Annotated in this window: 23 protein-coding genes; 4 read left to right on the plus strand and 19 right to left on the minus strand. The window is 41.3% G+C overall.

Annotated features, from left to right (window positions below):
- The first annotated feature begins 37 nt into the window (after positions 1–37).
- Positions 38–949: a prenyltransferase gene (locus IGI52_RS10660; protein WP_176675178.1), complete on the plus strand. Its 912-nt coding sequence runs from the start codon at positions 38–40 to the stop codon at positions 947–949.
- A 46-nt stretch (positions 950–995) separates the two neighbouring features.
- On the opposite strand, the gene IGI52_RS10665 is transcribed toward IGI52_RS10660, so the two are convergent.
- The 9 genes from IGI52_RS10665 to IGI52_RS10705 form a co-directional block, all read right to left on the minus strand.
- Positions 996–1,772: a DeoR/GlpR family DNA-binding transcription regulator gene (locus tag IGI52_RS10665; RefSeq protein ID WP_016179784.1), complete on the minus strand. Its 777-nt coding sequence runs from the start codon at positions 1,770–1,772 to the stop codon at positions 996–998.
- Between the two features lie 71 nt (positions 1,773–1,843).
- Positions 1,844–2,887: an alcohol dehydrogenase catalytic domain-containing protein gene (locus IGI52_RS10670; RefSeq protein ID WP_127979630.1), complete on the minus strand. Its 1,044-nt coding sequence runs from the start codon at positions 2,885–2,887 to the stop codon at positions 1,844–1,846.
- Entirely contained in the window at positions 2,888–3,910 is a 1,023-nt protein-coding gene (locus IGI52_RS10675) for a Gfo/Idh/MocA family oxidoreductase (RefSeq protein ID WP_016179782.1), read from the minus strand.
- Positions 3,911–3,918: 8 nt separating this feature from the next.
- Positions 3,919–5,295, minus strand: coding sequence for a PTS fructose transporter subunit IIC (locus IGI52_RS10680; RefSeq protein WP_438781243.1), 1,377 nt, complete (start codon positions 5,293–5,295; stop codon positions 3,919–3,921).
- 15 nt (positions 5,296–5,310) lie between these two features.
- On the minus strand, positions 5,311–5,757 hold the full coding sequence (locus tag IGI52_RS10685) for a PTS sugar transporter subunit IIA (protein ID WP_016179780.1): 447 nt from the start codon (positions 5,755–5,757) through the stop codon (positions 5,311–5,313).
- Positions 5,754–6,446, minus strand: a complete 693-nt coding sequence (deoC, locus tag IGI52_RS10690; RefSeq protein ID WP_048719135.1) for a deoxyribose-phosphate aldolase — start codon at positions 6,444–6,446, stop codon at positions 5,754–5,756. Before deoC ends, IGI52_RS10685 begins: the two co-directional genes overlap by 4 nt.
- A 161-nt stretch (positions 6,447–6,607) precedes the next feature.
- Positions 6,608–6,907 carry a rhodanese-like domain-containing protein gene (locus IGI52_RS10695; protein WP_016179778.1) on the minus strand — a complete coding sequence of 100 codons (300 nt, stop codon included), beginning with the start codon at positions 6,905–6,907 and terminating at the stop codon, positions 6,608–6,610.
- Complete coding sequence (locus tag IGI52_RS10700) at positions 6,900–8,549, minus strand: FAD-dependent oxidoreductase (protein WP_438781245.1); 1,650 nt, start codon at positions 8,547–8,549, stop codon at positions 6,900–6,902. Before IGI52_RS10700 ends, IGI52_RS10695 begins: the two co-directional genes overlap by 8 nt.
- 1 nt (position 8,550) lies before the next feature.
- Positions 8,551–8,862, minus strand: a complete 312-nt coding sequence (locus IGI52_RS10705; RefSeq protein WP_438781246.1) for a rhodanese-like domain-containing protein — start codon at positions 8,860–8,862, stop codon at positions 8,551–8,553.
- A 178-nt stretch (positions 8,863–9,040) separates the two neighbouring features.
- Here IGI52_RS10705 and IGI52_RS10710 point away from each other — a divergent pair, with 178 nt between their 5' ends.
- Genes IGI52_RS10710 through IGI52_RS10720 form a run of 3 tightly spaced genes read left to right on the plus strand, consistent with a single transcriptional unit; the run spans position 9,041 to position 9,876 of the window.
- Complete coding sequence (locus IGI52_RS10710; RefSeq protein ID WP_016179775.1) at positions 9,041–9,301, plus strand: metal-sensitive transcriptional regulator; 261 nt, start codon at positions 9,041–9,043, stop codon at positions 9,299–9,301.
- A gap of 9 nt (positions 9,302–9,310) precedes the next feature.
- On the plus strand, positions 9,311–9,625 hold the full coding sequence (locus IGI52_RS10715; protein WP_102871759.1) for a DsrE family protein: 315 nt from the start codon (positions 9,311–9,313) through the stop codon (positions 9,623–9,625).
- A 44-nt stretch (positions 9,626–9,669) separates the two neighbouring features.
- Positions 9,670–9,876, plus strand: coding sequence for a hypothetical protein (locus IGI52_RS10720; RefSeq protein WP_227131653.1), 207 nt, complete (start codon positions 9,670–9,672; stop codon positions 9,874–9,876).
- A 221-nt stretch (positions 9,877–10,097) separates the two neighbouring features.
- Here the strand turns inward: IGI52_RS10720 and IGI52_RS10725 are convergent, their stop codons facing one another.
- The 10 genes from IGI52_RS10725 to IGI52_RS10770 form a co-directional block, all read right to left on the minus strand.
- Entirely contained in the window at positions 10,098–11,174 is a 1,077-nt protein-coding gene (locus tag IGI52_RS10725) for a hypothetical protein (RefSeq protein WP_438781247.1), read from the minus strand.
- 9 nt (positions 11,175–11,183) lie between these two features.
- Complete coding sequence (locus tag IGI52_RS10730; protein WP_016179771.1) at positions 11,184–11,450, minus strand: hypothetical protein; 267 nt, start codon at positions 11,448–11,450, stop codon at positions 11,184–11,186.
- A gap of 60 nt (positions 11,451–11,510) precedes the next feature.
- Positions 11,511–13,160 carry a hypothetical protein gene (locus IGI52_RS10735; RefSeq protein WP_438781248.1) on the minus strand — a complete coding sequence of 550 codons (1,650 nt, stop codon included), beginning with the start codon at positions 13,158–13,160 and terminating at the stop codon, positions 11,511–11,513.
- A gap of 110 nt (positions 13,161–13,270) precedes the next feature.
- Positions 13,271–14,470, minus strand: coding sequence for an MFS transporter (locus tag IGI52_RS10740; protein WP_049218754.1), 1,200 nt, complete (start codon positions 14,468–14,470; stop codon positions 13,271–13,273).
- A gap of 132 nt (positions 14,471–14,602) precedes the next feature.
- Complete coding sequence (locus tag IGI52_RS10745; RefSeq protein WP_049218756.1) at positions 14,603–15,259, minus strand: methionine ABC transporter permease; 657 nt, start codon at positions 15,257–15,259, stop codon at positions 14,603–14,605.
- Positions 15,252–16,226 carry a methionine ABC transporter ATP-binding protein gene (locus tag IGI52_RS10750; RefSeq protein WP_049218758.1) on the minus strand — a complete coding sequence of 325 codons (975 nt, stop codon included), beginning with the start codon at positions 16,224–16,226 and terminating at the stop codon, positions 15,252–15,254. Before IGI52_RS10750 ends, IGI52_RS10745 begins: the two co-directional genes overlap by 8 nt.
- A gap of 11 nt (positions 16,227–16,237) precedes the next feature.
- Positions 16,238–17,038 carry a DUF169 domain-containing protein gene (locus IGI52_RS10755; protein WP_225844213.1) on the minus strand — a complete coding sequence of 267 codons (801 nt, stop codon included), beginning with the start codon at positions 17,036–17,038 and terminating at the stop codon, positions 16,238–16,240.
- Positions 17,031–17,843, minus strand: coding sequence for a MetQ/NlpA family ABC transporter substrate-binding protein (locus IGI52_RS10760; protein WP_438781250.1), 813 nt, complete (start codon positions 17,841–17,843; stop codon positions 17,031–17,033). The genes IGI52_RS10755 and IGI52_RS10760 overlap by 8 nt, the downstream gene beginning before the upstream one ends.
- Positions 17,844–18,174: 331 nt before the next feature.
- A complete protein-coding gene (locus tag IGI52_RS10765; protein WP_438781251.1) occupies positions 18,175–21,126 on the minus strand; it encodes a 5'-nucleotidase C-terminal domain-containing protein in 2,952 nt (983 codons plus the stop codon).
- Positions 21,127–21,439: 313 nt separating this feature from the next.
- Positions 21,440–21,724 carry a helix-turn-helix domain-containing protein gene (locus IGI52_RS10770; RefSeq protein WP_053089218.1) on the minus strand — a complete coding sequence of 95 codons (285 nt, stop codon included), beginning with the start codon at positions 21,722–21,724 and terminating at the stop codon, positions 21,440–21,442.
- Positions 21,725–21,808 lie beyond the last annotated feature (84 nt).

Here is a 21,808-nt window from a genome sequence, read left to right on the forward strand (position 1 = left end):
CTGATTTTTGACTAATACATTAAAAAGGAGAATCATTTTGAAACAACTGACCTTTAAGCAATTTTGGGAGCTGTCGGAAATTTATACTGCTCCATTAAATCTTTTTATTATCTTACTGGGATATGCTATTGCGAAATTTCAGCTTAACAGCTCACTCAATCCAGAATTTTTTCTATTCGTTTTGATCATCGTCATGTTCCACATTACCGTCAATGTTTTTAATCACTACATGGATTATCGAAATGCTTCTGATGAAAACTACAAACAGCACACCAATATTATTGGACGCGATCATTTGGATCTGCGTTTTGTGCGAAACTTTTATCTATTTAATCTGATTATTTCTTTCATATTAGGATTAATATTAGTTTGGCGAACAAATTGGGTAATTGGAGTTTTAGGTGTGATTGGTTTCTATATTGGGTTGTTTTATTCCTATGGTCGACGGCCTTTAAACAGCCTGCCAATCGCTGAGGCACTAACTGGTACGGCAAGTGGCTTCTTTATTACTGTGGTGAGCTATTATTTAGCGGTTTACCAAACGCAGGTCATCACGCTTGCGATGATTGGCAAGGTTTTCTTGATCAGTTTGCCGCTGGTATTGATGATGTTTAATAATTTATTGGCCAACAACACATGTGATTTGGAGGAAGACATCGAAAATCACCGGAAAACGCTGGTATATTATTTAGGCAAGCCAGCCGCTGTGAAGCTCTTATTAACCATCTACGTATTCAGCTTTATCTGGTTGGCTATCTTGGTTATCACTGGCTTAGCACCTTGGACAGTCCTATTTCTACTCTTCCTTTTTCCTAAAAATTGGCAGAGCTTGAAAAAATACCGCACACTGCAAGATAAAAAGACAACTTTTCCAATCGTCTTAAAAGCAATGTCTGCAATCATGGTGATTTACCCTGTTCTTTATTTTATTGGTTCCCTGTTTGCATAGTAAAAAGCCTGTTTAACTTCCGATATGGGAGTAAACAGGCTTTCTTCTATACCATTAATAAATTGATATTCAACGCATTGATATCACTCTGCTGATCACTGGTAATCTGTGCATCTGTAATTAAGTAATCACATTCATCAGGCTTAGCAAACTGCTTAAAGCTGCGTTGATTGATCTTGCTGGACTCGCACAATACGATTTTTATCCGTCCAATATTCATCAAACTCTTTTTCATCTCTGCTGTTTCGTAATTTGGTGTCGAATACCCATAGCTTTTATCAAAGGAGGTCGTCCCTAAGATGACTTTATCGACTGAAAAGCCAGCCAAACCAAGTGCCACAGAGCTGCCTGATACATATGGATAACCATTGCGAATCGCGCCGCCAATGACTTGTACTTGATAATTGGTTTTTTCACTTAGCAGCAAGCCAATCTCCAAATCATAGGTCAAGATCGTCAAACGCTTCAAGGAACTGTTGATCAATTTTTCAGCAAAAGCTCTGCAAGAAGTCCCTGTATCAATCGCTAAAATATCATTTTCTTCAATCAAGCGCACCGCTCGTTCTGCGATTCGGTATTTTTCATTAGTGAATTCGCGGCTTTTGGGAATGATCTCAACACTGCGTTGAAAATCACGCTTGATTACCCCGCCATGTGTTCGAGTTACTAAGCCTTCATTCTCCAGCTCTCGCAAATCGTTGCGAATCGTTGAACCCGTTACGTTGAATAAATCTGCTAACTCAGCAACCTGCATCCGATTTTTTTCATTTACGATATTTACGATTGATTGCTTTCTTTCTTCTGCGTACAATTGCTCGTCCATTTTTTATCACCTTTTTGCGTTTTGTTTCATTATAAAAGAAACTGAAAATGGAAGCAATGAAACTAAAATGACTATTTGAACACAATCACATTTTTTAAGCCAATTGCATGCTGGGCATTTTCTAACGCTTCATCAAATTGATCGATCGTATAACGCTTCGTGATCAAGTCCTGCAATGGAATCCTACCGCTGGCAACTAGCTGTGCCGATGTTCGATACCCCATTAGACTTGCCCGTGTACAGCCGAATACACGTAATTGTTTGTAATGAAGGATGTTGGTATTCAAACGCACCTCTTCTTTTTCCTTCGGTAATCCGCCGAAGAAAAGACAACGCCCATTTATCGCCATATAATTGAAGCTGGCTTCTTGAGCCTGCGGAGCTGGTGCTGCGATAATACATAGATCAACCCCTTGATTGTTCGTCTCAGCAAAAATTTTGTCCTGTAAATTTTCGGAAGTCAGTGTGATTAGATCTGGAAGCATCTTTTTCGCATCAGCTAGCCGGGCTTCAGACAAATCATTCATCATAACTTTTCCAGCTCCACGTGCTCGAGCCAACATCGCATGCATGATTCCGATTGGACCTGACCCAATAATCAAGACATTATCTCCAGGCTTGTTTCCCGCAATTTCTTGTCCGTTGAAGACACAGCTGAAAGGTTCGATCAAGGCTGCTTCTTCATAAGACAGTTCATCTGGAATCAGTGAGATATTTCCTTGGCGCACCGCTTTTTCCGGAATGACCAAATATTCAGCGAAGCCGCCAGGTAGATTGATGCCGAACGCTTCATAGTTCGCACATAAATGCGTATTGCCGCTAACGCATTGATCACAGATACCGCACCCCATATTGGGAGCAATCGCTACTCGCATGCCGACTTGATAGAAATCAACTGCTGCTCCTACTTCTACAATATCACCTGAAATCTCGTGTCCTAGTGTTAACGGGGTCTCTTCACTTGCAGTCGGGTAGCCGTTTTTATACATTCGCACGTCCGTCCCGCAGATAGACGCGGCTTTGACCTTTATTAGAACTTCTTTTTCCGAGATCTCCGGTTTAGGTAACTCATTTAATTGAATCTGTTCTTTTCCTAATAATTGGATTGCTTTCATTTATGCTTCCACCTCAACAATTCTATTTTCCAGCAACGAAGTCAAGCCTGCATTGACTAAGCGAACCGACATTAAGCCGTCTTTTCCCGTACACTGAGGCTCTGTATCTTTCAAAATACAATCTATAAAAGCCTGATCCTCAGCTACATATGCTTCTCTAAATAGATACATCCAGCTGTGCATCGTTGGTCGGGTCAACTGATGATCACTCGTTGCCACCACGATATTGTGCTTTCCTTGATCACCAACTAAAATGCTGCCTTTAGTCCCAAGAATCTCCGTCCGCGCGTCATAGCCATATTGGACATATTGTGCACCATCGATCAGTCCCAGCTTGCCATCCGCAAATTTTAAATTCATGGCTACGGTATCGTAGTAATCCGGATACTCAGCTCGCACTTCCGGCGAACGATAATTTCCGCCATTGGCATAAATACTTTTTACTTCGCTACCTGTTAACCAGCGTAGAGTATCTAGATCATGACTGTTGACCTCACCGATTGGTCCATTGCTTTTATGAATATCAAACATCCATGGTTTAGGTTCACTAGGGCCATGGGTCAGTGATTTTACCAAGACAACCTCACCAATCGCACCAGAATCCACGACCTTTTTCGCCTCTTGAAAGCTCGCGTCAAAGCGCCGCATGAAGCCAATCTGCAATTTAACCTGATTTTCTGCTGCTGCTTGGATCATTTCTAGACATTCAGCCTCATCCATCGCCATTGGCTTTTCACAAAAAATGTGCTTTTTGGCGGCAGCAGCAGCTAGTGCGATTTCCTTATGATAGACTGTCGGCGTCACGACCACAACGGCGTCAATCTCAGGATTAGCCATCACTTCACGATAATCTTTGTAAATATAAGGACAATCTACTTCCTTTTGCGCTGCTGCTAAACTTTCTTCAGATGGGTCACATAAAGCGATCAATTTTGCATTCTCGATTCTACGAGCAAAATTTTTCCCATGAATCATTCCCGCTCTGCCTGTACCTATCAAACAAACCTTAATCAATTCTGACATGCCAATCATTACTCCTTAGCCGCTTGCTTTTTCTGCGCCATTACTTTTACTGCTGTTACTAAAAATCCGCTGATAGCTGTTCCAATCGCTGGTGCTAAAACATATAGCAAGACATTCTCGACTGCTCCTGGAATCAGGAAGACGAAAAAGCCGCCATGAGGAACCGCGATCCCGCAGTTGAAAATCATCGATAAAGCTCCTGTGATTGCTGAGCCGACAGTTACTGAAGCCAATACCCGAATCGGATCTGCCGCAGCGAATGGAATCGCCCCCTCAGAGATGAAGGATAGACCTAAGACCCAAGCAGATTTTCCAGCTTCACGTTCTTCCTTACTATATAAACCTTTTCCTAAAACAGTTGATGAAAGAGCCATCGCTAACGGTGGTACCATTCCAGAAATCATGACGGCTGCCATGACTGTACTTGTTTCTCCGACTGCCAGATTGGTTAATGATGCCACTCCAAAGAAGTACGCAGCCTTTCCGATTGGACCCGCCAAATCGATTGCCATCATGCCTCCAAGCAGTAGACCCAATAACACCGAGTTCATTCCTGACAAGCTGTTTAGCCAATTGGTAATTCCTTCATTCAATGCGGTAATTGGAATCCCTACGACAAATTTCATAATAAGTCCAACAAATAATACGGAGATCACTGGAAGAATCAGAACTGGTAATAGTCCAGAAAAGGCTGGTGGCAATTTCAACACTTTCTTCAATAATTGCACCGTATAGCCAGCCAAGAAGCCGCCTAATAATGCCCCTAGAAAACCTGCATTCATATTCGAAGCGATCATCCCAGCAACCATCCCGGGAACCAACCCTGGTCGATCCGCGATAGAAAAGGCAACATATCCGCCTAAGATCGGCCACATTAAGCCCATAGCGATGCCGCCTAGTTCATTGATTGCTGCAGCCAAGTCTCCTTTGGCATTGATTCCACCAAAAGCAAAGGCTAAAGCAATACAGATACCACCTGCCACAACAAAGGGGATCATGTAGGACACACCGGTCATCAAATGACTGTAGATTCCGCTTTTTTCTGCTTTTGCCTCCGTTTTGACCTCACCAGAAGTAGTATAGATTGCCGCATTCGGAACACGATCGAATAAATCATCCGGATGATCGATGGCTTCTGTCACATCCACTTCTAACAACCGTTTGCCATTAAACCGATCCTTATTTACTGATGTACTAGCGGCAATAATGACCGCATCAGCTTCTGCGATTTCCTGCTCAGTCAAAACATTTTCCGCACCAATTGATCCTTGGGTTTCTACTTTGATTTCAATATCACGTTTCTTCGCTGCAATCTCTAAGCTTTCCGCCGCCATGTAGGTATGTGCAATTCCCGTCGAACACGATGTGATTCCAACAATTTTCATTTTTTCCACCCTTTCCTATTCAAAAATCTGATAGATTTCTTCTACGTTGCCTACGATCATCAATTTTTGACGGACATCCTCATGCATCAGTTTTCGGGAAAGCTTACTAAGAATTCTTAAATGCTCATCATTTGAGGTTTCTGGTACAGCAATTAAAAACATCAGATGAACCGGTTGGCCATCCATTGAATCGTATTGAATCCCAGCTTGACTTCGACCAAAGGCCAATGAAGGTTCAGTAACGGCTGAACTTTTTCCATGTGGAATAGCAACACCAAAGCCGATCCCAGTTGTACTCTCTGCTTCGCGCTTCATTACGGCTTCTAAGTAAACGCTCTCATTTGTAACAACACCTTCTGCTACAAAGGTGCCCGCTAGTTCACTGATCGCCGCTTTTTTCTCTGTCGCTGACAAATCAAGGTTAATAAAAGCTGTTTTCAATACATCGCGGATTTCGGTCATTTCTCTACTCCTCTGTTTTTAGTTTTTTTGTATTCTTCTATGATCTTAATTCCTGAACTTGTTCCCAAGCGTTCCGCACCTGCTTCAACCATCTTTAAAGCCGTTTCCAAATCCCGAATGCCACCAGCAGCTTTCACTTTTACTTCATCACCGACAACTTTTTTCATTAATGCAACATCTTCTACGGTAGCGCCGCCCGTACCAAAACCCGTTGACGTCTTAACAAAATCTGGCTTCACTTCCTTAGCAATTTCACAAACCGTTACTTTTTCCGCATCCGTTAAATAGCAATTTTCTAAAATGACTTTGCTGAGAATTCCTCCTTCACGTGAAGCATTCACAATTGCTTTCATTTCTTGGCGAATATACTCACTGTCACCGTCCTTCAATTTGCCGATATTGATTACATAATCAATCTCATCTGCCCCATTTTTGATTGCATCCTGTACTTCAAAAACCTTTGTTTCAATCGTTGTTTGTCCTAATGGAAAGCCAATCGCCGCTCCTACATGAACCTTACTATCCTTCAAAAACTCCCGACACATCGCTACTGGATAAGAGTTAATCGCGACCATTTTGAATCCGTATTCATCTGCTTCTTTACAAAGTTGCTCGAAGCCCTCCTTAGTCGCATCAGCCTTTAACAACGTGTGATCCACCATATTCGCTAACTTCTCTAACTCGATCATTTGTTTGCTCCTTTTTGTTTTTATTTACACCTTTATATTATCATTTGTTTTCATTTTGTCAATATATAAAAATGAATAAATTTAGATTTCAAAAAAAAAAACACCAGTTTATCAATTAAACTGGTGTTTCTCTTCATTATCATTTTAAAACCAAATGAAAATTACCGCTGCAATTCTCCAGGCCAAGCAGCTGTTCCCCCTAAAACGTTAATAACCTTATACCCTTGATTACTTAAAAAGCTACAGGCATTATCTGATCGTGACCCTGATTGGCAAATCAAATAGTACTCTTTATCCTTATCAAGCTCACTTGCTTGATTACCTAAACTGCTTAATGGAAGATTTTTTGCGTAAGGAACATGGCCCATTTGATATTCATAGGTTTCCCGAACATCAATGATCCGCAAATTTTTCTCTTTTGTCAAATGGTAAAAGTCACTCATTCCAATCGAACTATTCATAAATCAATTCCTCCGGTCTGACTGTTTTATACAGCGCAAATGCACCATCTAAATTTTTTACATTAAAGCCCTTTTGTTTTAGCAGTCGTTCCGCCACATAACTTCTTAATCCGCTATGGCAGCTGACGACATAGTTTTTCGTTGAATCTAGCTCCGAGATTCGTTCCCTTAATTGATTCAACGGAAGATTGATTGCTCCTGGAAAACAACCGTTTGCTAATTCACCAGGATTACGAACATCTAATAATTGACTGCCGTTTTTCTGTTCTTCCTTTAATTGATACCATTGAATCGAATCACTGATTCCTTCTGCCAGATTGATTGCCGCATAGCCTAGCATGTTAATCGGGTCCTTTGCCGAACCAAATGGCGGCGCATAAGTAAATTCCAATTCAGGCAAATCAAAAATGGTCAATCCACCCTTGATCGCTGTTGCTAAGATATCGATGCGCTTATCTACACCCTTCGCGCCAACACCTTGAGCGCCATAGATTTTCCCTGTCTTAGGTTCAAAAACTAATTTCAGTGTGACATCGCTTGCTCCAGGATAATACCCTGCATGATCCTTTCCGGAAACGTGGACAACCTGATAATCGAGTCCTAATTGTTTAACCACACGTTCACTCAGACCAGTCGATGCAGCTGCCAGATCAAATACACGAACGATCGCGGTACCAATACTTCCACGATTTGTACGCGCCAATCCGGCAATGACATCGGCTACCTGTCGTCCCTGACGATTTGCGGGAGAGGCCAATGAGATCAACGCATCTTCACCACTGACCTGCTGCTTCACTACAATCGCATCACCAACTGCATAAATATCAGGAGCGCTAGTTTGATAAGTCTCATCCACTACAATCCCGCCGCCTAAGCCGGTTGCTAATCCAGCTTGTTGGGCTAGGGTATTTTCTGGTCGAACCCCAACAGAAAGTATCGTTAGATCAGAAGCCACTTCCTCACCATTAGTCAGGGTAATTTTCTTGCCTTGATCACTGAAGCTTTGTGCAGATTCACCTGTTATCACTCGGATATCGTTGCGAACCAATTCATTTTGAACAAATGCGGCCATTTCCTCATCTAACGGCGGCAACACATGAGGGGCTCTTTCGATTACTGTAACCTCTAACCCTCGGGACTTCAGATTTTCTGCCATTTCCAGCCCAATAAATCCAGCGCCAATCACTGTTGCTTTTGCTGGTTTATCCTCTAAAGCAGTCATGATTTGATCCAGATCCGGAACATTGCGTAAGCTGTAGACATTGGTCGCCTCTGCTAATCCAGACATTTCAGGAATCAATGGCTTTGCCCCTGGCGATAGAATTAATTTGTCGTAACTCTCTTCAAAACTTCCTTCTTCATTTTTGATGGTCACGGTTTTGTTTTCGGAAGAGATAGCAGTCACTTCATGAAAAGGCCGTACATCCAAATTAAAACGCGCGTTTAACGATTCCGGCGTTTGAACCAGCAACGCATCGCGATCAGCAATTTCACCTGAAACATAATAAGGCAATCCGCAGTTGGCAAATGAGACGAATGGACCCTTTTCTAAAACAATAATCTCTGCATCCTCCATCAATCGACGCAAACGTGTAGCCGCGGACATGCCACCTGCGACACCACCAACAATAATAATTTTCATTTTATTTTCCCCCTCTAGTTGGACCTTGCCAGCGATTCATCCCGCCTTGAACATTTATCGCTTCGTAGCCCTTTTGTTTTAACAGCTTGGCAGCTTGCTTACTCCGCATCCCTGATTGACAGATCACATATACTTGCTTTTCTTTTCCTTGATAACGATTGATCTTATTCAATGGAACATTCACTGCTTTAGCAATATGCCCGCCACGGTATTCCTCCGTAGTCCGAACATCTAGCAAAGTGATTGAATCCTTTAATTTTTCCGCCAATTCACTTGTTGAAATAGCTGGATTTCTTTGAAATAAATTAAACATGTATTCTTCTCCTTAAATTTCAAAATATACCTCATAGGGTATTTTTACCATAGTAAAATGATTTCTGTCAACCATTCTGTTTCTCCAAAAAAATACTTTAAAAACGATCTACTTGACGAGTTATACCCTAGCTAGGTATATTAAAGACAGAGAGACTTTACAAAGGAAGTGTTAGTAGATGGAATTAGAAGAAAAAAAGATCCTCAATCGGTTAAAACGAACTGAAGGGCAAATTCGCGGTATACAAAAAATGATTGATGAGGAAAAGGAATGTATCGATATCATTACTCAGTTAAGTGCCGTGCGTTCTAGTATTGATCGTGTGATGGGCATGATCGTGGCTGAAAATCTGAAAAACTGTTTTGAGCATCCAGACAAAAATCCAGAAGACCAGGCACAAAAGCTGGAACAAGCTATAAATATGATTATTAAGAAATAAGGTGTAATAATGAAGGTTGTTTTTCATATAGATGAATTAGAAAAATGGACTGAAACTGCTAATAATGTTAAAAACTTGTTGAAAGAACCCCCAAAAATAGATATTATTGTTTTAATTAATGGCAGTGCGATTAACGGGTATCTTGCGACTGAAAATCAAACGTTCATTGCGACCCAAGGCGTGACCTTTCACGCTTGCAATAATGCGATGCGGGCCAATCAGATAACAAAGGATCAACTGCCAGAGAATGTTGTTGTCGTTCCTGCAGGCGTTTTAGATTTGATAGAATTACAAGCACAGGGCTATGCTTATATCAAACCATGATCCACGTTTCACGCAGGATGCTACTCAGGAAAGGGAGTAGGATTTTGAACTCTATTGAAAATATCAACAAAAAAATGCATGTTACAGGCAGTCTCATCAACCTGAAAACAATGCAAGAGCACTTTGAAAAAATCAATACGAAGGATATTTGCTCAGAAGAGGAAAAGCAAGAAATCACTGCGTTTCTTGACATAATTGAAGAGGAAATTTCTTCCATTCAGGAGAAGATTGGCTTTATTCGGCAGATGTAAGGATATAGGATAGAAAAACGGGCAGCTCTTTATTTTCTTCCTCACATAGCCGATTCTGAAATCACGTAAAAAAGAATCCACTACATGAGGCAACTATATTCGTCGAAAAAACTATCTTTCTGATCCATGTAAGGTTGATCCAGAAAACAAAAGTCCTGTTGCAATACAAGCTCAATAATCATTTAGACAAATAAGGAGTTGGTTCATCTCGAACCAACTCCTTATTTTTTCTGCTTTCGTTTGATTGCTTTGCGTATACCGATCCGATAAACCTTCGGAATCGCTAAGAAAAAATTTTGTGTAAACTGGTATTGCTGATATTTTGTAATAAGGAATGTAATTAATTCCGCGTTGCCATATTTCTTTTGATGAAAAAGCTCAAAGCTGTGGATCTTTCGGTCAAGCTTGCTCTTATCCTTCAATGCCAGTAAAAAAGACAGCAAATCATCGAAATAGCGCGCCTTTGCTTCTTCATAGGTTTCAGAACCATAACGGTCCAAGTGAATAAAATCCGTCAGCTTACGCCCCCAAAAGGTTCGTTCCAAATAGATTGGGGCTTGGATATCCTGCTGAAAATCAGCCAAATAAGCTTCGAAGACGGTTTTGTCCGCTAAGAAATTTTTCTCCTGACGATCAAAAACTTCACGATCAACCTGATTAATCTCTGTCACTACACTCAGGTAATCGCCTATGAAAAGCGGTATATTTGCTTTTCGAAAACAGACGACTCGCTCGGCTAGTTTTTGATTCAAAGAAAGCGGACGGCGCAGCGTATTGTTGCGATAAAAAGCAAAAACATAACGTTGCCACAAATCCTCCGGAAAAGGAATTTTCTTCTCCGTCAACCAAAGCAATTCATCTAAGGCTAGATCCACATGAGCCACGCCTTTTTTGATCTCTTCTGCTACCTGCTGCGAAATCCCTAGATGATCCTTAAAATGCTGAATTCCTAAACGAATCTCCTGCTGTTTACTTTTTGACTCAATGACAAATTGATATTTTAACGGACGACCACAGGCACATTTTAATTGGCTGTGAACGCCTCGTTCGTACTCATCATCAATATTCAACGCGACAAATTCCCAATCGGAGGTCTGCAAATACTGCTTTTGTAAAAACAGCGAGCGAACCTCATATTTTCTTTGTTGGTTAACCAGTGCCTGTTGTGCCTCAGTCAATTGTTCAAAAAGTGCTTTCCGTTCTGCTCCTGAATAGGTCACATGACATTCCATCGGATAATCACTTAACCCGTAACTACGTGGATACCAATGCGCATAAATTTCTAAATAATTATCCATGGTTTCTCATTACTTCTTCGGATCAAGCTTGTCTTCGATTTCTTTCATGATTTTTTTGGCTTCATCTTTTAACGAAGTGTGAGGCTCTTCTTCCTCTACAGCATTTGAGCCAGATCGCGCAATCTCCTTTTCTTCACCAGAATTGCTGCCAGCTAATGACTCCGGTTTATTTTCGGTTTCGCTGGAGTTCGTTCCTGCCAACGCAACATCCTCCTCGGTTTTAGGGGCCATTGAGCCACGCAAGCGTCGATCTTTTTCATTATTGTAATTTGTCATTTTCTTCACCTCTTATATTGTAAATTGTATTTTACCTGATCGTCTGTCAGAAAGCCAAAGTTAACCTGTTTTTGTAAAAAAATGATACAGACACCATAAAAATGTCGCGAACCAGCTGAGCCCACAAAGAGCAAAAACGACTGCAATATAACGTGGGGGAGTATATCTTACGCAAACCGTGTTTCTTCCAGCTACTTGCTTAATCGTAGGTACGCCAATGTTAGACAGCGTCAGTGGTTTGATTTCTCGAGTTTTCTTACTTAATTTAGTATTTTGATAAACGACGATCGGCAATTGAATCCTTCCCGCTTCTTTGGCTTGCCAAGAAAGCACTAATTGGTCATTTTTAACTGTCTTAGAAAAGTTCGTCTGATTATCGAGAATCTGCTTTTCATAGCTGACGTATTTATTTTTCGTATCATTATGATAAATCGGTAAATAATCTGGACTGGATTTTTCTACCGCCTTCAATGCTTTTCCCAAATCCTTTGAATAAAAACTTTTTCGAGCCGCTGCTTCAGAAACACGGACAAACGTATGCTTGCTCGCTAACGATTGCTTATCCCATTGATTCAAGTCATGTGTAAGCAGCTGCAGACTTTGTCCGATACTGATTACACTTAGTAAAAGTAATCCACCAAATAGAATTCTTTTCCCGGCTAAATCCTGAAACAAGGAGGCTAAACAAAAGAGAAACAAGACCGTAAATGGCGCGAAAAATCGAAAAGGAAATTGGATCAACGAAATCAACGGAACCTGATGAGCGACCAGCCAATCCCAAGGAATTAGACTTGTCGAAAAAATAAAGAAAATGCCGCTAAAAATCAATAGCTGCTTCGTAAAGCGTCGCGTCTTATGCCAATAGACCAAATTAAGAAGTAAGCCTGCAATCAGTAATAGCCGCAAATTCCCAGGATAGTGTAGCCAATAGGCACCTCCCAGATCGATTGCTTTTTCGCTCATTTCTGGATTGGTAAAGGGCATCTTCAATTGATCTCCCCGGTTGATCAAAAATAAGCTGATCCAAACATTGATGGATAAACAGACATACAAGCCCACCGTTTTTCCCAATTCAAGAAGTGCTCTGCCCCATTGCTTTCGTGCGTAGTCAATAAAAAATGGAAAATAAATCAATCCCAGCATCATCGCCGTCAGGGTGTGAATCTGGGTCATCACAGCCATACTCAAAGCTATTTTAACAATCGGGAAATGATGATTTTTCAGATCCACCAGCGGGATCAAGCACAAAGGTAAAAGACTCGTACCCCAGCTGGTAAAGCCTTGATTCAAGATCCAATAATTAATGCCATAAGTAGTCATAAAAATAATTGCGGTTAGAAATGCGGTGCTTTCCCTGATTTTGTCGTAGGTCAGTAATTTAAATAGCGAACACCCCGCCAGCAAATAGACTAAAAAATTCGAAAGTACCTGATAACGAAACCAGCTGCCAGCAAGTAAGACAAGCATCCCTTGCAAGTAAGAAAACAGCGGTCCATATACCGCATTGACGATCCGACCAGATTGCTGAAAGCCGAAAAGCGAAATGAAATAACTAAAATTTCCAGTTTTGATTTGCTCGGCCGTTTCATAAAAACGATTGTAATGGAACAAGGCATCCGCCCCCAAAATCATTTTCTGCGTCCAAAGCTGTGGAACAACAAACAGCCCAGCGATCAAAAAAATAAACAAATAGTAACGATAACGTTTCATAAGCCGCCTCCGATTGTGTTGATCATTACGTATTTCACTCTATCGCAAATAAAAAAGAAAACGAAATAAAACGCCTATTCCCCCATTGGAAATAGACGCTTCTCTCAATCTTATTTTTCTACCGACAGCCACACAATCAATGTCCCAGTGATGGAAATCAAAGTGCCGATCAAAAGCATTGCCGAAACCGATAAAATACTTAAAATTTGTCCGCCGGCAAAGGCTCCAATAATCCCGCCAATCGAATTCGCTGTGGCCATCAAGGTTTGTCCCTTGACTAGATCCTTTTGCGGAATAATTTGATTCGTATAATAAACCGATGCCATGGTGTGCATCGCAAATCCTACCATCTGTAAGCTTTGCCCGGCATTAATCAGAAAAATATTTCCAGCAAACAGAATCAGCAACGCCTTCACCGAAAAGAAGAAGGCCGCAAAACGCATTAAGGAATGGATCTTGAAACGCCGTAATAGCCACGAAAAGAAAAACATTGTCGGCAGCTCACTCAAGGCTGCGATAGAAAGAGACGAACCTACATTGGCTTCTGTTCCTCCTAAAGGCTGCATAATTTGATACATATAGCTGTTCGTAATCGTATGAAACACAAATAACAAGGACACCCCGACTAGCAGCAGCATAAAGCGCTTATACTTTTTCGCAAATTCCAATAAGCCTATCGGTTCTCCCTCATGAGTCTCCTGAAGATGCTTGGGCACGATCGACTCCGAGTATTTCCCGCCATCCTTGCGCGTATCAATCGTTAATGTTACAAGTGCAAAGAAAAGAAAAATTCCGATTAAAAGAAATAGGATAATCGTTGCAGAAAACCGTTCGATCAAAACTCCAGTGATTGCCGCTGCTACCGCAAAAGCCAAAGAGCCAAGTCCCCGCGCCACACCAAAATTCAAGGCATAGCCGCGACTGATAAAGAAGGTTCCGATGGCAATCGTTAGCGGCTGCAAAAGTACCAGACAGGTATAAAGCAGGATGTAAATAAAGGCAATGACTAAGAACGCTTTAGGTAGCACCAGCAATATACTGGAAAATAAGACTAACAGCAACGCCATCCCTGCCGCCAATTGAGACAAACGAATCCGAGTCATTCGATCAGCAAAGGATGCCAAGAATGGTTGAACAACCGTAGCAACTAGATTGGCCAGCGACAAAACTGTTCCGATCTGACCATTCGTGAAATCACGTGACAGCAAGAACACCGAAGTAAACGTTCCCAATACCGAATACCCCATCCAATAAGGAACCTGCATACTGACATATTGTAGATTCAATTTGAGCTGATTCGACTTTTCCATGTTTCCTCCTAAAAAATATCGTTCTTTCATTATACCTGATATTACTACCGACAGCTATCTCAGCTATAGCTGTTTTTCAATTTAAAACAACAAAAAAAATCAGAGCATGAGTTTCCTCATACTCTGACTGATTCATTTTTTCGCTTTTTTATAGCACAGATTGCCGATCCATTGAACAAGCTGCACAAAAACAATCAGCAAAACCACCGTGCTATACATGATCGTATTATCGAAATTTTGATAGCCGTAGGTAATTGCTACAGCACCCAGACCACCCGCGCCCACCGTACCAGCCATCGCGGTATAGCCTAAAACGGAGATGATCGCCAAGGTCACGCTTGAGATCATACTAGGAAAAGCCTCTACCAGCATCACCTTGAAAATAATCTGCATATGAGTCGCCCCAATCGATTTTGCCGCATCTAAGGTATACGGATTAATCTCCAATAGATTATTTTCAAACAGCCGTGCCACATAAGGCGTCATCGCAAAGGTCAAGGGCACGATCGCCGCCGAAGTACCGATGGTTGTTCCTACGATGGAACGAGTAAACGGCATCAGTGCCACCATCAAAATAATAAACGGAAACGAACGAATAATGTTCACGATAAAATCCAGCAGGCGATAAACTTTCGCGTTAGGCGCTAAGCCTTTTTTATTTGTGATTACTAAAACAATCGCTAAAGCAAAGCCGATGATTGTCGCAATCAATGAGGAGACTATCACCATGATAAGTGTACTGATTAAATTAGGCAACAGTACTTGCGTGATCAAAACCGAATTACTCACCGCTCCTCACCTCCTGACAGCTGAAATGCCCTTGAGCGGAAAGCCTCAATAGCTTCTCTACATCGTTATCAGGGACTGATAACAGCAGTGTCGTCAAGGTCTCCGCTTTAAATTGTTCTGTCGTGGCCTTTAACAAATGCGGTGTTTTTATTTCCGCTTGTCGCAGCAAGGCAAAAAGATCCTCCTTCAAAGGTGTCACGATTTTTACTAACCGATGGTCTGCCTTCTGCACACCAAATTGCGTCTGCTGCTCTCCCGTGATTGTTTGCAATATCTCAGAATTATTCAAAAAAACCTGTTGGACCGTATCTTCCTCCACAATCTTTCCCTGCTGTAAAATAGCGACCCGATCACAGATTTTCTTCACAACCTCCATTTGATGGGTCACAACGACGATGGTTAGCCCCATCTTCTGATTCAATTTCAGCAACAGCTCCAAAATGCCATTGGTGATATTGGGATCAAGAGCTGAAGTTGCCTCATCACATAACAGAATCTCAGGATTCATGGTCAAGGCTCTAGCGATTGCCGCCCGCTGCTTTTGCCCACCAGATAATTGCCGTGGTTTCATTTGCGCTTTATCGGCGATTCCAACTTCTGTCAGCAATTCGTCTACGCGTTCTTTGATTGCTTCTTTAGAGTAGCCGCTGCATTCCAATGGTAGGGCGACATTTTTAAAAATCGTTTTTTGTTCAATCAGGGAATTTCCTTGAAAAATCATCCCGATTTTTTTCTTTATCTCCCGCAATTGCTTTTCCGATAGTTGTTCTAACAGCTGTGTACCGATTCTAATACTGCCGGATTGGCTTTGCTCCAATCCATTGATACAGCGCAGCAACGTGGATTTCCCTGCTCCGCTGATTCCTAAAATTCCCATGATTGATCCCGCGGGAATCGTCAGCGAAATATCCTCTAGGATTGTTTGCTTGCCGTAACTTTTATTAACCTGATCGATGACTATTTCCATCTACTCAACACCTAACGTTTCACGCCCTGATATGCGCCTCTAAAATAATTGTCGCGTTTGCGAACCTCATAAAAATCCGGAACCTCGTCCTCCGCGATTTTTTTGATGATCTTGCGTTTCTTTTCTAATAGCTCCATTGGATTCAGCGTTGCCTCAAGTCCTTCGATCATGCTTTCAAATTTCTCGTAAGGAATACCGACGCATAATTCCTCATCCTTCCAACGTGCCACATAGCGTGTCCCCGAGCACATCATCGAAATATTGATCAAACCAGTTTCATAAGGATAAGAGGTACCTTCCTGACAAATCGCCTGCATCCCCGTCATCTTGATGTTTTTCGCCTGTCCATTAAAATATGCGTTCCCCTGTAAGATTCGCATCGCATTAAATGGCGTAGTAATCATCAAAATAACGTCTGGTGCACTCTTCCAAGAATCAATCGGTTCAACCGCAACACCATAAGAAGGTTCTTTACAATAAACCATCTCATCCGCGATTGCCTTACTTACTTCAATATCCTTATACACACCCATGTTGGCATGCTTTTGACCGCTTGCACTGTAATCATCGTTTTCGATCAGTCCTAACGCAACCGCCGAAGCTGGACAGCCAAAATTATCGATCGACAGTTTCACACTGATTCCTTCCGTTGCCTGTTGGACTGCCCGACAATAAGGGACTAATTTTTTAGTCGCTGGTGCCTCATAGGTGTCAAAATCCGCCCGTGTTCGTAAAAAGCTGATCCCTACAACCCTACGCTCCAACTCTAATAAATAGTTCAACCGCCGATCCAACTCTTGAAATTTACTCATAAAAAGTAAACACTCCCTTAAAATGATCATTGATTCCCTTCTTGCTCTCTTTTGTCGTAAAGGAATCATTGATTGCCTTCGCCCAATCCGTGTCTTTATTTTCCTTCTTAACAATCAAGCTGATCGGAAAATCCTTCGCATGCTGATCGCGAATTAAGTAATCCTTGTAATCCTCACCAGAGTTAAACATAAAGGTAAAGAAGCAGGTCGCTGCATCAAGATCCTCTAAGCTGCGAACCGTTTGTGCCTGTTCAATTTCTACGAATTTAAAATCTTTCGGATTCTCAACAATATCCAACGCCGTATAGCCTGATTTCTTCTCATCACTCAATTTGATTAAACCTGCATCCTGCATCATCAGTAAAGAATTGTCACGATTCATCGCGTCGTTCATAATGGCGATTTGCGCACCATCCGGCAACTCATCAATCTTGTCATATTTACTTGAATACAGGCCGATCCCTGTATAATAAACATGCGGCTTCATCATTGCCAGATCACCGCCCTTTTGTTCATTGAAGGATTTCATGAAGGGCTCGTGCTGTGCGAAAGACGCATCTACGTTGCCATCCTGAACCGCCTGCAGCGCTTCAATATTATTTGAAAACACCACAAACTCAGGCTTGTAGCCTTCTGCCTCCATTGATTTTTTCGCCGCCTTAAGCGAGTTCTCAGACACTTGATTACAGGCAATTTTAATATCCTTTTTCTCTTCTTTTTCCGTCGCCGCTTCCTTCTTTGATCCGCACGCTCCCAATACTAGAACCGCTGCTAACATCGCTAATCCAATCTTAAACCTTTTCATCGTCGTTCTCCTTATCGTTTTTTTTAATCTTTACATGTGTGTGAGCGCACAAAAAAGAAACATACACTATCTGTATGCCCGATCAGCAGAAATAAACGTGAAAATCACGCAGCAAAGAACGGAGGGAAATTCTGTTTACTCACTAACTTAGAGACTCTAAGTTCATTTTTCACTCAAACTCATAGCCGATAAATAAACAAAATTTTCACCTCCCAATAATTATAAGCGTTATCATAAAGAGTATAGCTGAAAGAGAAACACTTCACAATAACTCTAAAAAAATCTCTAATAAATAAGCCGAATCCAGAATTGGACTCGGCTATAGTTGCAGCTATTTTCGTTTAAAGTAGATTAGACCGCTGGTACCTAAGACAATCATTCCCAACACAATAAAGATCGGTTGCTTTTCCTCGTTTGTCTTTGGATAAACTTTTCGCAGCGTACCATCGATCCAAGTTGTACTACTTGGTGTTTTCGTATTAACATTGGAGGCCACAATTTTTCCTAGAACGGTTTTCTCAAAGACGACTTTCCCACCACTTGGACCTGTGATCGTAATCGTCACCTTTTGATCTTTCTTCAAAGCTAAGTCTTTGATATCAAGGATAACATTCCCTTTTTCATTCGATTTACCTAATGCGAATTTTTCACTCTTCTCAACAGAAACGTCAATTGTAGCATCTGCGATTGTTTTTCCAGTCAACTCTGTGTCGCCTTCGTAAATATTCGCAAATTTGGTAATTTTTTTGATTTGCTCCGTTTCTTTTGCTGCCGCATCGCCTAAAACATTGACTAAAAACTCTCCCTTACCGCCTTTTTCGCCGGTAATAATCAGGTGAACCTGGTCGCCTTCACGTAATCCTAATGCTTGCACGTCAATTTTAAATTCACCATCCGCACCTGATTTTTGAGGAGCTGCTGTCGCTGCTCGGGCTACCACTGGTTGAACGACGTTAGCCGCAGCCGTTTCCTCAACAGCTACTTCGACTGTCGCATTCGGAATAGTTTTACCAGTCAGGTATTGATCCCCTTCATAAAGATCATCCACTTCGGTTTCATTTTTGATTCGTTCTGTTTCTTCTTTTGCGGGATCAGTTGGTTCAGTCGCTTTTGGCAACACTTTTACTGTGAAGCTGGCTTCCCCGCCGTTAGCTCCTGCAATGGTGACTGCTAACTCTTGACCCTCTTTTAGCCCTAACTGATCAACAGCAATGTTGATGTTTCCATCCTTATCCGCAGTTCCTTGTGCCAGTGCACGCGTTTTTACTGATGTGAACGTTACTTTCCCGTTCGGAATTGTTTTCCCTGTTAGATATTTATCCCCTTCGCGATAGTCGTTCAATTTTGTTTCAGCTTTGATTTTTTCCGTTTCTTCTTTTGCGGGATCAGTTGGTTCAGTAGTTGCCAATGTTTTGCGGCCTTCAATTGCTGCCGATACCTTTTGGCCTTTTGCTTCTAAGTCCTTGATGTAGCCAATAAAGGTTTCTGTGTCAGGGTCTAATGCACCTGTTAGTTTAGCATTCGTGAATTCAGAGAAACCATCCCCGCCGCCGTATAAGAAATCATTGATGATTAGCTTATACGTTTTGTCTGCTTCGATTGGTGTTCCATCTGCTTTTTTCATTTCTTTAACCACAGAAGAAGTATCGTTTTTCTCAACTGTATATTTTAAGCCAGAGACTTGTAAGAAGTATTTCTCATCCTGCTGATTCAACACATTCTCGATTTGCTGACCGGTCATCTCCACGATCTGCATGATATTTCCAAAAGGCTGAACTGCCTGAGCCGCTCCCCAAGTAATTGAATAATCCGGCTTCACCTTCAGATCATCACGAATACCGCCATTATTCGTCATAGCAAAATCGACCGGTACACCATTTTTATTCGCCATATAGACTTGTGCATCAGTCACAAGGTTGCCGACTGGTGATTCACCCATCTCATTCACCGTACGAGAAATATCTTCTGCTTTGTCAGCTGTGCCGATTTTTTGCTCCGTTACTTGTGCAACACGCGTGTCCGCATCCGCTACGATTTCTTCTATAGCAGCATCCTTCGCAATTCCCTTAGTCGGATCAACAGCGCTGACCGTTGCCTTTGGTGTCGAAGCAAAATCTTTAGTAGCTGGATCGTATTCTCCCCGCAAGTCAATATAGCCTTTCCCTTGAGAAGTCGATTGAACGATCCGTGTATTTCCTACTACACCATTTGTATAAACATGATTATGTCCCGCAAAGAAGGCATCAACACTGTTGTCTGGATCGGTCTGTTTGACTTTATTCATGATCTCAGCAGTTTCCCCGCTTACCGTTTCACCAGATCCTTGCACCGATGGCGTATGACCAAGGACAACAATTGCGTTTACATCTTGATCAACAAGTTCTTTAGAATATTTGACAATTTCTTCGGCTGGATCAGTAAACGTGTAATCTTTATGATGTTCCGCTAATACAAGATTAGGAATTTCTGTAGTCACTACTCCAATAAAACCAATGTTAATTGGTTCAGCAGCAGTACCGACGTTTTTAATCGTATATGGTTTCCAGCCATAAGGAATAGAGCCGTCTTTTTCGTGTACGTTCGCTATAACTAAATCAAAACCGCCTTTTAACTCGTCTTGAGAATAGTCTTCGTTGTATTCCTTAACGATCGGTAAAAAGCCAGAGCTAGGATCTGGTTTAGTTCCCGTCAAAATTCGATTAAACTCTCCTAAACCTTCATCAAATTCATGATTTCCTAACGTACCAACAGCAAATTTCATTTGATTTAAAATTCGCATTGTCGGCTGATCCTGCAGTAAGCCTGAATTTGCTGGACTTGCTCCGACCATATCACCAGCCTGAACACGTAACGTTTTTCCTGTATTATTCTGAGCTTTAAAAGCAGTCTCTGCTTGATTAAAGTAGCCGGATAACAATGCAGCGGTACCAGCATTAGACGTTTTATTGCCTGTAGCATCATAATAACTCCCCGTCGTACTCAGAGCACCATGAAAATCATTAATTCCCAGCAATTGAATTGGGACAGTAGCTGTACTTTTTGGTTCATTGTCTAGTTCTGAGCTACTTTCAACTGTTGCTTCAACAGTCGAATCGGCCCCTGTCGTCTGACTGCTGGTTTCGCTATTTACTTCACTGATAGAATTTTCGTTACTTGTACTACTAATCTGCGTACTTGTTGCTTCTGTATTGATTGTTTCAGCTGCCGCAAACCCTGATGGCAAGGTGAAACCTAAGACTGTAAATAATGTGACTGCACTTTTAACTAAATTCGACTTCCTCAATAAATTCATCTCCTTCTTTTTAAAAACGCTTACAAAGAAGATGGTAGCAATTATTCACGAAATATTCAAATATTTTTCGTATTTTCTTTTTATTTTTTGAGTTTTAAACAAAAAAATAAGAGGCATTTCATTGTAAGCCATTAAAAATTTCAATAGAGCTTTTTGCTATGTCTCTTTTTGATTTATTCTCTATTTATCAACAAATTCTATTTCTAATTTTTTTGAGATATCGTCAGATTGATGAATCTATTACAATTATAGGCAAAAAAGAATCAGTTTTTTCTTCCTGATTCTTTATGATCTGTATTCGTTTCTACCCATTCGAAACTAACGTATGCAACGCTTCGTTTTTTTGAATTCGATCCAATAGTTCTGGATTGATTCGATAGCCCTTCCCCCAAAGTGTTTGGATCGCTTTATGGGTCAAATTCGTTTGCTGGAACTTATTCTTGATTCGTGTAATCGTACTGGATAAGGACGCTAGATGTGATTTATTAACTTCTTCATTCCAGATTTGATGACAAATCGTTTCTCGTGTAACGACTTTATTCCCAGCTTGAATCAAAATGAAGAGAATCTTTGTTTCAGTCTGGGACAAATGATGCAATACCTCTAAAAATTGATAATTGTCTTCTGGTGAGACGATAGATTTTTAATACATTCGTTTTGATCAATGGTGCGT

It is taken from the genome of Enterococcus sp. DIV0187, from assembly GCF_051713785.1.
GTDB lineage: Bacteria > Bacillota > Bacilli > Lactobacillales > Enterococcaceae > Enterococcus_A > Enterococcus_A avium.